Below are 13,521 nucleotides of genomic sequence, written 5' to 3' on the forward strand. Positions count from 1 at the left end.
AAATATTAGGATAAGGCGCGATAACAGAAAAGAATCACCATCTAGACAGGCTTTCCTCCACTGGTTGGTAAAGGCTCAACAATCATTTCCTTGAAGAATTGTTCACGATCCATATAAGGAGACTGATCTTCAATTGGTCTGAAGCCAAACTTTCTCTTGTCGTACATCACTAAACCATTATGCAGATCGTACTGTTCTGGATCAGTCATAACTTCAAGGATGCAAGGATTCTTGTCTGCAAAGACTTCTGATAAAACAGTTTCTATTTCACTGTATATTTCGATCTTAAGATACTTAAGACCAAAAGCAGCAGCTATCTTTTCATAGGAAGGAAAATCAAGGCCGCAGGATGGATCAGTACCGATACTCTTTCCTCTGAAATGAGCCTTCTGACCATGACGAACACCAGAGTAGCCGTTGTTATTTACAATCACAATCTTAAGATTAAACTGATTGCGCACTACAGTCTGCAGCTCCTGAAGATTCATCATCACAGAACCATCTCCTGAGTATGAGACAACAGGACCATCAGTCAGAGTAGAAACGCCGCAGCCTCCTGGCAGAGCAAAGCCCATCTCGCCTTGAGATAAAGCCATCACAAAACGGTCCTTACTCTTAAACTCTGTTGCGGCAGGACCTGCAGCACCAGTAAGGCCGGCATCAGAAACATAGACTGTACCGTCAGGGGCCAGCTGTGACAGCTTGGTCATGAAGAACTTCATATCAATATTACGGCTATCATCAGAGGTTATTTCAGATATAAGAGACTCTCTGCTGGTGAAGGTCTTATCGGCAAGCTCAGGATAGATATGAGTAACATCACACAGCATAGGATAATTAAAGGTGACCTTCCAGTGTCGACATTTATCCAGCCACTCCTCTGATACCTTCGGAAGATTTAAGTCTTTCATTGCTTCTAGGAACAACTTGGCATCAGCATTGATAAATCTGTCTATCTTAACTCCTTTCTTCTGATGCTCAACAGTATCGACATCTACAACCAGAATCTTGGCCTCTCTTGCAAAGGCAGCTCTGTCACCACTGGTTACTTCCATGGATAATCTTGAACCTACAGAAATGACCAGATCAGAGTTCTGAACTATAAAGTTAGCATAACGGTCAGCACCGGCAACACCGCCTATAATTCCAAAATTGTTTTCATGATCATAAGGCAGAATATCTGCAGCAAGACGGCTGAATACAACAGGAATATGGAGATCTTCAGCAAGAGCTTTAAGCTCTGCCTTGGCATAGGCACTGCGAACTCCATTACCTGCCAGAAGAACAGGTCTTTTAGCCTCAGCAAAGACATTCTTTAAATAATCAAGATCATCAGCTGAAACATTGAGATTATCTGTCTCAGCGGTAAATCCTTTAAGATTGTTCTCATCAATCATGGTGTTCTGAACATTCAGTGGAATATCCAGCCATACAGGACCTTTTCTGCCGTGAGTTGCAAGATATATGGCTTTTTCAAAATGATATCTGATTTCACTTGGATCACTTATAGTTACCGCATACTTTGTAATTGGCTTTACAAGATTTTCAATATCCGCTTCCTGAATACCAATCTGTCTTATTGGTATCCCAGAGGCTTTAACTGTATTCTCGTAATTCTGCTGGCCCGAGATAATAATCAGAGGAATACTGTCCTGAAAAGCATGTAGAACCCCTGTTAATGTGTTAGTCCCAGCACAACCGGTTGTAACAAGACCTGCACCGAGTGTTTCATTTAGAGTTGAGTAAGCAACCGCAGCCATGGCTACAGCCTGCTCATGATGCATACTGATACCCTTTATGCTTTCACTGCGGCGTAAGGAATCACAGAGGAAAACACATTGTCCGCCTGGAACGTAAAAGAGATGTTTGATTCCAAGATCACTTAGTTTGGAGAGTATGTAGTCTGCAAGTCTTAACATTTTGATTGGACCTTAATTATTAATTTGATATTACAAATAGCTCAATGATTGTTTCTGTTCCAATACTTCAAATGCAATTGCCTTGTTAATCGGAAAGATAAATGAGCATTCTCTGTTTATAACTATATATAAGCGTATAAAACAGTTTCCCAAAACAGGTCTTCATGCTGTCTTATTTTAAATTTGTATTCAGGAACCAATATCTTTAAATATTTAGGAATTTCGTAAAAATCCAATGGAATATGATAAATACATATTGCAAGCTTTGGTTTTAATTTAGATATAATCTCGGAGGCCCCTTTCAAAGAGTCTAACTCAGCGCCTTCAATATCCATTTTGATTAAAGTAGGTTTTTCGTTGAAGTAATCATCAAGTTTAACAATTTTTACTAATTTATCTGAGGTTGAAATTTCACCTTTAACAACAATGGAATTCATGTTTTCTGTTGAATGAAATCCAATTTCTCCAGTTTCACTTCCTGTTGCAACGTTAATCGGTTTGACATTATTGATATTATTATTTTTTACATAATCAGATAACACATTAAAATTTTTTGGATCAGGCTCAAATGCAAGTATTTTTTTGTATTGGTTATTCTGATAATGAATAAACTCCGCTATTGAATCTCCTGTAAATGCACCACAGTCAAAAAAGACTTCGTTATTTGAAAGAGCTTTTTCTCCAAAATAACTGTTTGAGAAATATGTAGGTTTATCAACAGGAATTTTAGAGATAAACGCCAAATCTCCAGAAAGAAAGGTTTGAATTCTATTATTCAGAATATCTTTCGATTTCTGATCTTCAAGAAGATTCATAGTTTCATTCAAGTAAGAATCAAGAACACCTCTCCTTACGTAATCGTGATATATTTCAAACCAGGTATAGTTAAAGCCGACTACATTATTCTTGTTGAAACCGAAGTAATAATAAATAAGTTGCTTTTCAAGAAGCCTATCTACCTGATTAGGGATATAGGTTTCAACTTTTATTTTTTCATTATCAAGATATTCTAATATCTGTTCGTAGTAGTCATTGGCAATAATAAAGACAGCATTTGGAAATAGAGCAAAAGCCTTTTTAAACGAAAAAATAGGAGTGCCTTCTATCTCATTGTCTACTGAGTCATCGCAGGTAATGCAAAAGGCTTTAATTTGTGAGGATAGTCCAATTGACTTTAAGAACTGGAATATAAAATTTCCATAAACACCAGTTCCCCAAATAACGATATCTCTGTCATAGAATTTGGCGTATCTTTTTTTTAGGTTTTCTTCTAATTGTGATTTGAAGACTTCATACGCTTTTTCTGCAGAGTTATCCATTGTTATTATCTCCTATTTTTTCTCAAGATTATCAGTTTCTTGCAAACTCAACTTTAATTATTAAGCTTTATGCCTATTAATTTATATAGGTTACATCACATATAAGAAAAACTTTATGCTAAAGAATATACATAAAAAAAACGAAAAACAATATGGTGGAATGTAGTATGGCTTTTCCATTAAGTTTTTACTAGAAAATCTAAATTCAGCTGAACATTACTGGGAACAGTCTAATACTTCAGACTATTATCCATAAAAGTCCATGTCCTATATGTTTTAAAAATAGATTTCTTTAAGAACGAATCTTGAGAAAAGTACATATTGATATTTATGTTCTTTTGAAACAAGTTCTTTTCTAAAAATATATCTATTAAAGTACCTTTTTAAATAACGAACGATCTGCTTGTATAAGATGTAATGAAGACGTGTATATTTTCTAACACACCAATGTTTTTGGAATAAAATCTGATTTGTTTTTAAAATCACTTCCTTATTTTTTAAAAACTGTTGTCCCATTGATTGGGAGAATTCTTTTTGTCTGTAAAAAAACAAAGCAGATTTTACTCTTTTTATTTTTTTTCCCTGATCAATAAATCTTAACCATAGATCATAATCTTCAGCGCCATGTTCAAAATTATTTTCATCATAACCTCCGTAGTTATCAATAAATTCTTTTGGGAATAAAGAAGAACATACAATATGGTTACTATATTGAGACATATTGCAAGGTGTTGGCTCAGCCCCCAAGAAATTATATAAATGGCCATCAGGAAAAAACTTTACAATTACAGGGGTTGCAATATCACATTCATTACTACTCAAAGAATTAACAAGGTGCAACAAACAATCTTTATCTAAAACGTCATCTGAATCTAGAGGGAAGATATATTTTCCTTTTGCTCTTTTTATTCCATTGTTACGAGATGCAGCTAGACCTTGATTACATTGACTAAAGTAAGAAAAATTATTGTGCTTTATACAGTATTCCTTAAGAATTTCTACGGAATTATCTGGACTCCCATCATCAATGCAAATAACCTCAAAATCTTTAAAAGACTGATTTAAAATACTATCAAGACATTCCCTAAGATAAGGTTCTGTTTTGTATACAGGAACAATTATTGAAACCAAATATTTATATATTTCTGGCATAAATTACTCCTTAAAGAAAAACAGAAATACAACAGAATGACATATCCTACTTTTAATTACTGGTATTAGCATAGCTAACACGTAATTTTCAATTCGTAAATTGTATTTTCGATATTTTGATAAATATCATCAAATTGATAATTTATGAGAGTAAGCACCTGCTTACCTTAATATATAATAAAAGTGCAAGCAATCGATCAGTATTATTTCGTGAATATTGAGTTAATTACCTTTTTATGTTGTCAATACAATCAGACAAAATCAAAACAGTCCAATTGTAGTCAAACTTAAACAGGAGTCTAATTTCGAACACTACGAAAAATGAATAAAAACTAGAAACAGATTTTCATAATTATAATGAACTTTGATCAAAATTGATTTTTAATCGTTATTTTGGCAATAAGAAAAATATGAAATTAACAAAAAAAACAAAAATAGTTTTTTGTATGAATCATATAATCATGGGAGGAGTTGAAAAAGTTCTATGTCAATATCTATTAGCTTTATGCAACAAACATCAATATGATTTAACAGTAGTTAGCAAAAAAGAAATCACTGATCCTTACTTTATAGATTTTTTTGGCAGACAAAAGATAAAACTGTATGACAAAATATTTTGTCATCGTAACAAGACGCATCCTTTTCTTTTAAGATTGTTTCACTTTATCTTATATAAAATAACCTGGCAACATATTATTAATAACAATGATATTTTTATCGATTTTGCAAATTGTTCTTTTTTTTATGAGCTAAAAAATATTAAAAAACAAAAGGTTGCATGGTGTCATGGAAGTATTAATGTTTATAATCAGTTTTTAAAAAGAAAACTTTTTAATAACACATACAATCATATTGTTTTTCTATCTTACAGCGTAATAAACGACATATTTTTATTAGAAGGAATTAGTAATCCGGATAAAATTATATGTATATATAACCCGATAGATGTTTCATTAGTAAAAAAATTAGCTTCAGAGAATTCTTCAATTAGAGCGGTAAAAAGATACTTTGTCGCAGTTCAGCGTCTTGATAATTATGATAAAAGCGTGTCTACTATTATCAAAGCTTTTGATCTATTTATCAAAAAGAATAAAGATATTGAGTTGTATATTATTGGAGACGGACCAGATAAAAAACATCTAATTGATCTTGCCAAAAATAATACAAATATATTTTTTACAGGCCAACTTTCAAATCCTTATCCAATAATAAAAAATGCATTGGCGCTAGTTTTATCTTCAACAAAAAAAATTGGAGAAGGTTTACCGAATGTTATTTTAGAAGCTCAGGCATTGGAAACCCTTGTAATAGCATCAGATGTTAAATCAGGAGTTAGGGAGATTCTTATGGATGGAGAGGCAGGAATTTTATTTGATGCTGAAAATGAGGAAGCTCTCGCAGAACAGTTAAGTTACGTAGTAACTAATCCTCTTTCTTGCAAACAAAAAATTATGAATGCATCGAAATATCTTTATAGGTTTGATGTAGAAGAATCTGTTTCCAAACTCGAAAAGATTATAGATAATAAGACATGAGGGTAAAAAACGATTTGCTAAAACATGGAGAGGTGGATGCAGACAAAATCCAGGACTTTTTTTTAAGAATGAATCAAAACCTATATTGTACAGGACTTATTCCCCCTCTAATATTAAACGTAATTAACGCATATTATTTTTTCCTCTGAAATATTTTTTTTATTTAGAAAATCCAAAACCCCATTCCTTGCCTTTTCGTTCATTACTGTGACAATAATATAATCAAATTTTTCTGAATTAATTTTTTCTGGACTATTTATAATCCTTTTATTTAGACAGTAAGTTCTATCGTATAAAGCTGTAATTTTATATTTAGAGAATAGGTCTAAAAAGTAAGATTCACCATATGGTCCAAATCCATAAATAGCGATATTACTATTAGGCTTTATTTCCTTACTTAATACATTATCCATTACAAAATCTTTGTAATCACTAAAGTACTTTGTTTCAATATATAATGTTCTATATTTGATTAGATTTCTAAAAAAAACATAATTTAGCATATCACCAATCACTAACTTGAGGGCAGATTAGACTATTTAACGTTATATAGTTAACACCATTCTTTTATTATTCTATGGTAATAGTTAAGGAGATCATTCGTTAATTTTTGCGGATTACACGAGACAACTCTCTTTTGTGCATTATTTTCAATTTCTTTTCTTTTATCTAGAGGCAAAGAAAGGACATTGCAAATAGTTAGATACAAATCATTTGAATCATTGCTATTACATAAAAAACCAGAAACTCCATTATCAATAATTTGATTAAAGAAAGGAGAAGTACCGATTACTATTTTGCTTAAAGACATTGCTTCAAGACACGAATTTGAAAAATTTTCTGTTAAAGAAGGCAATACGCAAAATTCAGAACCTCTAATAAGGGGAAATAATGAATTATGTGACATTTTATCAAAGTGGATAATCCTATCCCTGTATTCTTTTGCATTTTGCTTTATCAAATCAACAAGTAAAACGTTACCTTCTTTACACTGTTTACCAACTAAAACGAAATATAAATCTTTATATTTGTCCAAAACTTTATAAATGATATCAGCTAAATTTTTACATCCCTTTAGCCTAGAAATCGTTCCAAAATATAAAAAATACCTTCTTGATTCTAATAAATAATAAAAACTGTTATCTTCTTCTCCAATATTTATGTCGATAGGAGTTTCTATAACATCAATTTGTTGAGTCAGTTTTAGTTTATTCTTAATTCTATTAGCAACGTAATTAGATGGACCAAATATATTTTTACACGACCTTAATTGTTTTTCATACCTTTCTAATAGTTTATTACTGTTGTTTACATAATAAAAACTAAACAATGACCATATATCGCAAGATATTCGAACACAATGGGGAATTCTTATTGATGGAAGCTCCTTAAGAAGACAATCTGAACAAATTTGAATAATATCTATACGTTTTTGAAGGTTTTTTAAGAATAAAAAAATCTCTAGTCCTGTTTTAAGATAAAGTCTTCCGAAAGATAGTATAAAAAGAAAAATTCTAATTTTTTTATGAAAAGCAAAAAAATCACCTTCAAAAACAGTAATTCCTTTAAAAATAATTTTGTTTAGTTTTGCTCCTTTTTTATTAACAACAACAGTTACAGTATTTCCCTGTCTAATTAATTCAGATGCCCACTTATAATACTGATGAGCTATACCACCATCAATCAAATCTGAATGATTATCATTTAAAAATTCTGGACTATAGAAATAAATATTAAGACTTTTTCTCATAATAGCCATATGATCATTGGTTTTGTTAACACAAGAAATTAAAAATACTTAAATAAAATAGTTAAATCGCAAATCTTACTTCCCCAAATAAACTATTTAAATAATTTGCACAAGATCAATAAAAGTGGCTAATACTAGATTTATAAAAAGATAATAAAACCTTCATAAGAAACATATTTGTTATAGACGCATTTTCAATATGTAATTAGATTTAATGAGGATATAATACAATTTTACAAAACCATACAAATAATCCTCATCTATTGCCTTGACTCTGTTTAAAAGTAGTTTAAACCAACAAAAATATTTTAAATTGATAAAAAAACAACTTATTAAATTAGCAAGCTAAAACTTAATAATTAATACTTGTAATACTCCCTATACCATTTAACAAAATTATGAACGCCCTCTTCAACATTTACTTTAGGTTTAAAGTCAAATTCTTTATATAAATCCAAATTATCAGCTTCTGATTTAATAACCTCACCTGGCTGAATTGGCATAAAGTTTATAATTGCCTTTTTACCTATTTCATCTTCCATAATTTTTATATATCGCATCAGTTCAACTGGTCTAGAATTACCTATATTGTATATTCTAAACGGAGCAACTCCGCTTGTTGAGGGATCAGGGTATTGAGAATCACTGTTCCATAGTTGATTTACCATAGGAACTTTTCCTAAAAGCACCTTACAAACGCCCTCAGCTATATCTTCTACATAGGTAAAATCTCTCACCATTTGTCCATTGTTATAAACATCAATTGCTTTTCCCTCAAAGATATTCCTTACAAAAATAAACAATGCCATATCAGGCCTGCCCCATGGACCATATACATTAAAGAATCTCAATCCAGTTGTAGGGATATTGAAAAGATGGGAATAAGAATGAGCTATAACTTCATTTGCTTTTTTTGTCGCAGCATACAAACTTAGTTGATGGTTACAACCATCACACTCATCCCAAGGCATTTTATTATTTGCACCATATACAGATGCAGTAGATGCAAATACAAAATGTTCAATTTGATTATGCCTGCACTGTTCCTCTAGATTTACAAATCCTACTAAATTAGAATCAACATATGCATAAGGGTTTTCAAAAGAATATCTTACACCAGCTTGAGCTGCTAGGTTTAAAACACGTACAGGCTTATATTTTCTAAATAATTCCTCTAAACCAACTCGATTTACAAGATCCAAACGTGCTTCAATAAAATTCTTATTCTGATGTAGTATTTTTAATCTTGATTCCTTCAAATTAACATCGTAATAGTCATTAACATTATCAAGACCAATAACGACATGCCCCAAACTAAGAAGTTTTGATGCGACAAAAAAGCCTATAAAACCAGCAGTTCCCGTAACAAGAATATTCACTTAATTATCTTCACCTCTAAATCGTAAATTTAAGTTTTTTAATTCTTTTAGTAAGTTATAAATTGGTAAATCTTTAGTCATTCTTGTAAAAGCATTAACATCTTTTGGAAAACACTTTCCCCCATACCCAAATTTACCATCCGGACCAGGAACCATAGTATGAGGAGCGTTAATATACCCACTTAAAAGAATACCTTGTTGAACTTTTCTATAATTAGCTTCCAATTCTCTGCAAAGGTCATATACACAGTTAAAATATGTAACTTTTAACGCTCCAAAAACATTATGTACATACTTGGTTATTTCTGCCTCCAAAGATGACATCTCTATATATTTTTTTCCTATAAAGATCTTTGACAGCAGCTCAGGTTCTGCTGTAAAAATCATAGGTTGAGAACAAAAATCATCGTACGCAGTACGTTCAGTTAAGAACTCCGGCATAAAATAAACCAATCTTCCTGTTATTTTAGAAAGGTTATCACATGTCCCAGGAAGAACAGTTGTTCTAATAAAAATAGGTTTATTTAAAGGGAGATTACTTATAATTTCAGTTAGTAAAGATAAATCCTGAGAACCGTCTTCTTCGGTTGGTAAATGGATACTAATAAAAATAACATCAGCATCACCTACATTATCCCCAAACCCCTTATAAGGGTCGGAAATCAGAATTCTAACGGCTTTATTGTGTTCTTCAATCCACCGCTTTAAAGCGCCACCGACAAAACCACATCCAATGATACCGATAGTTATATTATTCATCATTACATTCCTAACAGGTTCACTATTTATTATTCGCGCTTATTAATAAATCATAAAAAAAATGCTTAAGATAATATTGTATTTATAAATTTATATTATTCAGGAATAATAAGGATATTACATTGTTAGAGGAATATTCCCTATAATCTTAGAGTTATTCTAGGAATAAGAATACCAATATGTAGAATTTGACGATGGGATATACCTCAAGAATTACAAATATTTTCAATAAGTTGTATAAGTTATAATGTATTGAATATCTATTATTCTTTGTTTACTGGTAAAGAGATCATATTTCCAAGTTTAAAATCCCATTCTTCAGGATGGAACATTGTCATTCCATTATCGGAATAAAATGTGAATTCACTAAACAGAACATGATCATTTACTTCATACAAATCGACTCTGACAAAATAAGGAAAATCTTCTGAAAGTTTCTTTGAGATTTCAATCATTTTCTTTAGAGTTTTGGGTGCAGGAACTATTGAATTGTTATTTGGAAAATTCTGTCTAATATCTAACCTATTCCAATTTAAATCGTAATAATTAATCGTTTCCTTTTCTGTTTTATCATCAAAGACGGCTTGAATTAAAAAAGGATTAGAATTAAAACAAAAAAACTTATAGCAGGTTAAATTGTTCCCTAATTCACCAACGTATTGTTCACAGATTATTTTTGGAGATATGTTTTTATAGCCCCATTCAAAAGACAGATAATAATGATTTTTTTTCTTAGTCATCCATTTTGACAAGAGAGCTATTGTTTCTTTTATATTGATTTTCTGTTTATCTCTAACAATAATATTATTTCCACACCCCCAGTTTGTCTTTAAAACAAAAGAATCTGGAAGTTCGGAAAAGATTATATCTTTCGGAGAATCATAAACACGAATTAATGGAACAACGTGCTCTGCTCCAATTTTAGAAGAAACATAATCTTTAGCTAACAGTTTATCGACACATTTTGTTATTAGTGGGTTGTGATAGTACAACTTTAGCCACTGTAATTTTTCATTAAAAGTTTTTGGATTATCAATATCTGGGATATACCCCATTCTTCTATTAAATTGATACTCAAGAATATATTTTTTCTCTTCAATAGAAAATTCTCTTTTAAATCTTTGAGCATATAAAATCATATATTTAGGTTTTACAATTTTTTTAAATCCTAAAACTGTAATATACGTATAAGTACAGGTCCAATCTTTTTTCTTTCGAACAGAGAACAAATTATCACATATTACTTTTAAAAACTTATTCATAATTCGTTATCCAACTTATTCAGCTCCAGACACCTCAAGTACATCTTTTTATATTCCTCTGAAGTAACAGCCCAACGTCTAATTTCAAAAATATCTTCTGAAATTTTACTTGAAACAGAACGAATATAGTCAAGATGATCTCGACACCAATCGAAAGCTTCCTGATAAGCTTTAACAGTCCTATCTTTAACTAAAAAGCCATTTTTTTTATGCTGTATTAGTTCAGGAGCAATTCCTACATAATTGGCTACAGGAAAACAACCGCAGGCCATAGCTTCAATAAGAGGCAAAGGATCAGCTTCGTTTCGCGAACAAACAACAAAAACATCATTTGAATTATAAAAGTCTAATAATTCATTGTGCTTTAAATCAGAAGCCAAATTGAGATTAAAGCGATTATGTGTCGAAGGAATCAGTATTTCATTTACGCCTTTAACAGGATCTTTTATATTCCCGGCCCAACAGATATTTAAATCACCAGATCTTGCATTTTTATAATAAAACTTAAGTGAAGAGTAACCTTTTTTTATAAGAAATAAATTATTCACATGCTCTTTTAAAAGGTCATATAAAATCTTGGAAGGACAAGTAACAAATTTTGAGTCACTTAAATATTTGTTAACAAATTGTTCGGTAGATAAGGGACCATAAAGAGGATTGTCTTGCCATCTATGAGAAGAAACCTGCTTAATAATTTTATAACGAGGAAATTTAAATTTTTTGTAGGCCTCTTCTCCCCAAAAAAAGACGTGCAATAAATCATAATCGTTAGGATTTAAAATAGGAGAATCAACAACGTATTTAATATCTATATCGAAATCATAAGATAAAAAATGTTTTATTTCTCGAGCATTATGATCATGAGCCCAATCTCTTCTGTCACAAAGTAAACAGATCTTAGGAAGAACATATTTATTATTAGAAATAGCAAAAAATTGATCCAAATAGTGAAGAGTAAGATCGTAATACCAAAAGGTTGATTCCGGGTAGAATCTATGATGATGATAGCGATATACGTGGTTATTCTCTAATTTGTAGCTATGCGTAGCGATCAATTTCTCCAGATGATAATCACTACCTTCTTCGTCTAGGCTTATTTGTAAATTTAATTCTTTACAGATTTTAAAAGTATCATCGTTAGCTTTATTGAAAGGAGGAATGAATAACGAAACTTTTTTATTTGGGAACAATTCGTTTAGTAATTTTAATCCTTGCAGAATGTCTCTTTTTTGTTCCTCATATGTCATTTTTGAATAATTGGTATGAAACAGTCCATGTAAGGCGATTTCATCTGGAATTATATTTAAATAATCAATTAGAGCCTTATTATTTCCAATAAATTTATTCTTAGATAAATCGGTGATTCTCTTATTATAAATCGCACTTAAGTTTTTTTCTCCAAGATATGGAGAAGGACATCTTTCGTCTCCAGTCAAATAATTACAGTTTGTATAACCATATAAGACAACAGCATGAATCTGAGTATAGCCATATTTATGAAAAATTTTGCAAAATTCGCAAAAATGCTCAACATTTGTATCTGCTGAAACATCATCATTTCTAAAAATCGGCATATTTTCGTTATACAATGCAGACATATTATTACCGCCTTAAAAAAATAACAGTCAGGCTCTAAGAATACTCTAGATAAACAATTTTATTAGACGAGATCTTCTCGCTTAAAAAAGTAATTAACGCTTTTCTTACATTAGGATTCATAACAGTTATAACAATGTAATCAAACTCATCTTTATTTATAACTTGAGGACTTCTAACATATTCATCCATAAAATAGGAATCTCGATCGTAGATGTTTATTATCAAATTGTTAGAAAACAATCTAACAAACAATTCCTCTCCATACGGGCCAAAACCGTATATTGAAATTCTTTTACCTTTCTCTATTACTTTAGAAAGCTTTGTAGATTTGTTATCTTTAAAACCATATCCAAGAATCTTAGTTTTAAAATAAAAACAGCCAAACCTTTTTATATTTGAAATAAAAACACTAAAAAACATCTTATCTAGCTAAAAAATTTTATAAATAATTAAACATTAACAATTAATCTCGCCCAAACAAATCTCTGGTATAAACTTTATCCATAACTGAGAGAAATTAAAAAAGAGCCTCACGGATCTTGTAACTGGTCCTCAGCGATCTTGTAAGAGGTAAGCAATAATCTTGTAGTCATCACAGGTCGGAAATAAGTCCGACCGTATAAATTAACTACTGTAGGATTTCCCTCCGTAATAAGTCGCATTCTAACTCTTTAATTCTATATTCAAGCTCCTGAATATGAGATTTTGCATCCATATTCAACCTTATTTGCTCAACTAAAGACTCTTTACTTTCGAGAAGCGCTGTAACTGTTTCATTATAATTCTTGTTCAGAATTGCGTATTTTTCCTGTAATATCTTTTTCTCCTGCTTGAGTTTACATAGAGT

The 13,521-nt window shown here is 31.0% G+C and carries 12 protein-coding genes; 1 reads left to right on the forward strand and 11 read right to left on the reverse strand.

Annotation, left to right across the window (positions count from 1 at the left end; all coding sequences use genetic code 11):
• Positions 1-41 precede the first annotated feature (41 nt).
• The 3 genes from BM308_RS12075 to BM308_RS12085 all read right to left on the reverse strand — a co-directional run bounded on the left by BM308_RS12075 (position 42) and on the right by BM308_RS12085 (position 4,390).
• Entirely contained in the window at positions 42-1,919 is a 1,878-nt protein-coding gene (locus BM308_RS12075) for a thiamine pyrophosphate-binding protein (protein ID WP_074945522.1), read from the reverse strand.
• Positions 1,920-2,041: 122 nt separating this feature from the next.
• Positions 2,042-3,238: an FkbM family methyltransferase gene (locus tag BM308_RS12080; RefSeq protein WP_074945524.1), complete on the reverse strand. Its 1,197-nt coding sequence runs from the start codon at positions 3,236-3,238 to the stop codon at positions 2,042-2,044.
• Between the two features lie 276 nt (positions 3,239-3,514).
• Complete coding sequence (locus BM308_RS12085) at positions 3,515-4,390, reverse strand: glycosyltransferase family 2 protein (protein WP_074945525.1); 876 nt, start codon at positions 4,388-4,390, stop codon at positions 3,515-3,517.
• A gap of 410 nt (positions 4,391-4,800) precedes the next feature.
• Here BM308_RS12085 and BM308_RS12090 point away from each other — a divergent pair, with 410 nt between their 5' ends.
• Complete coding sequence (locus tag BM308_RS12090; protein WP_074945527.1) at positions 4,801-5,925, forward strand: glycosyltransferase; 1,125 nt, start codon at positions 4,801-4,803, stop codon at positions 5,923-5,925.
• A 113-nt stretch (positions 5,926-6,038) separates the two neighbouring features.
• Here the strand turns inward: BM308_RS12090 and BM308_RS12095 are convergent, their stop codons facing one another.
• The 8 genes from BM308_RS12095 to BM308_RS13555 form a co-directional block, all read right to left on the reverse strand.
• Positions 6,039-6,338, reverse strand: coding sequence for a hypothetical protein (locus BM308_RS12095; protein WP_143098620.1), 300 nt, complete (start codon positions 6,336-6,338; stop codon positions 6,039-6,041).
• A 140-nt stretch (positions 6,339-6,478) separates the two neighbouring features.
• Entirely contained in the window at positions 6,479-7,684 is a 1,206-nt protein-coding gene (locus tag BM308_RS12100) for a glycosyltransferase family 4 protein (RefSeq protein ID WP_074945530.1), read from the reverse strand.
• A gap of 350 nt (positions 7,685-8,034) precedes the next feature.
• Positions 8,035-9,054 (reverse strand): NAD-dependent epimerase/dehydratase family protein, encoded by a 1,020-nt coding sequence (locus tag BM308_RS12105; RefSeq protein ID WP_074945531.1) that lies wholly within the window; start codon positions 9,052-9,054, stop codon positions 8,035-8,037.
• A complete protein-coding gene (locus BM308_RS12110; RefSeq protein WP_083425574.1) occupies positions 9,055-9,813 on the reverse strand; it encodes a Rossmann-fold NAD(P)-binding domain-containing protein in 759 nt (252 codons plus the stop codon).
• Positions 9,814-10,076: 263 nt separating this feature from the next.
• A complete protein-coding gene (locus tag BM308_RS12115; protein ID WP_083425575.1) occupies positions 10,077-11,075 on the reverse strand; it encodes an ATP-grasp fold amidoligase family protein in 999 nt (332 codons plus the stop codon).
• Complete coding sequence (locus BM308_RS12120) at positions 11,072-12,673, reverse strand: glycosyltransferase (protein ID WP_074945533.1); 1,602 nt, start codon at positions 12,671-12,673, stop codon at positions 11,072-11,074. The genes BM308_RS12115 and BM308_RS12120 overlap by 4 nt, the downstream gene beginning before the upstream one ends.
• 34 nt (positions 12,674-12,707) lie before the next feature.
• Positions 12,708-13,094 carry a hypothetical protein gene (locus BM308_RS12125; RefSeq protein ID WP_074945534.1) on the reverse strand — a complete coding sequence of 129 codons (387 nt, stop codon included), beginning with the start codon at positions 13,092-13,094 and terminating at the stop codon, positions 12,708-12,710.
• Between the two features lie 208 nt (positions 13,095-13,302).
• On the reverse strand, positions 13,303-13,521 hold a 219-nt coding region (locus tag BM308_RS13555; RefSeq protein WP_218152571.1), incomplete at its 5' end, for a hypothetical protein.

The sequence above is a fragment of the Succinivibrio dextrinosolvens genome (genome assembly GCF_900116345.1).
Lineage (GTDB): Bacteria > Pseudomonadota > Gammaproteobacteria > Enterobacterales > Succinivibrionaceae > Succinivibrio > Succinivibrio dextrinosolvens_B.

Coding starts and splice junctions, on each gene's coding strand:
- BM308_RS12075 (WP_074945522.1), bottom strand. CDS start 1,919: ATGTTAAGACTTGCAGACTACATACTCTCCAAACTAAGTGATCTTGGA.
- BM308_RS12080 (WP_074945524.1), bottom strand. CDS start 3,238: ATGGATAACTCTGCAGAAAAAGCGTATGAAGTCTTCAAATCACAATTA.
- BM308_RS12085 (WP_074945525.1), bottom strand. CDS start 4,390: ATGCCAGAAATATATAAATATTTGGTTTCAATAATTGTTCCTGTATAC.
- BM308_RS12090 (WP_074945527.1), top strand. CDS start 4,801: ATGAAATTAACAAAAAAAACAAAAATAGTTTTTTGTATGAATCATATA.
- BM308_RS12095 (WP_143098620.1), bottom strand. CDS start 6,338: ATGGATAATGTATTAAGTAAGGAAATAAAGCCTAATAGTAATATCGCT.
- BM308_RS12100 (WP_074945530.1), bottom strand. CDS start 7,684: ATGGCTATTATGAGAAAAAGTCTTAATATTTATTTCTATAGTCCAGAA.
- BM308_RS12110 (WP_083425574.1), bottom strand. CDS start 9,813: ATGAATAATATAACTATCGGTATCATTGGATGTGGTTTTGTCGGTGGC.
- BM308_RS12115 (WP_083425575.1), bottom strand. CDS start 11,075: ATGAATAAGTTTTTAAAAGTAATATGTGATAATTTGTTCTCTGTTCGA.
- BM308_RS12120 (WP_074945533.1), bottom strand. CDS start 12,673: ATGTCTGCATTGTATAACGAAAATATGCCGATTTTTAGAAATGATGAT.
- BM308_RS12125 (WP_074945534.1), bottom strand. CDS start 13,094: ATGTTTTTTAGTGTTTTTATTTCAAATATAAAAAGGTTTGGCTGTTTT.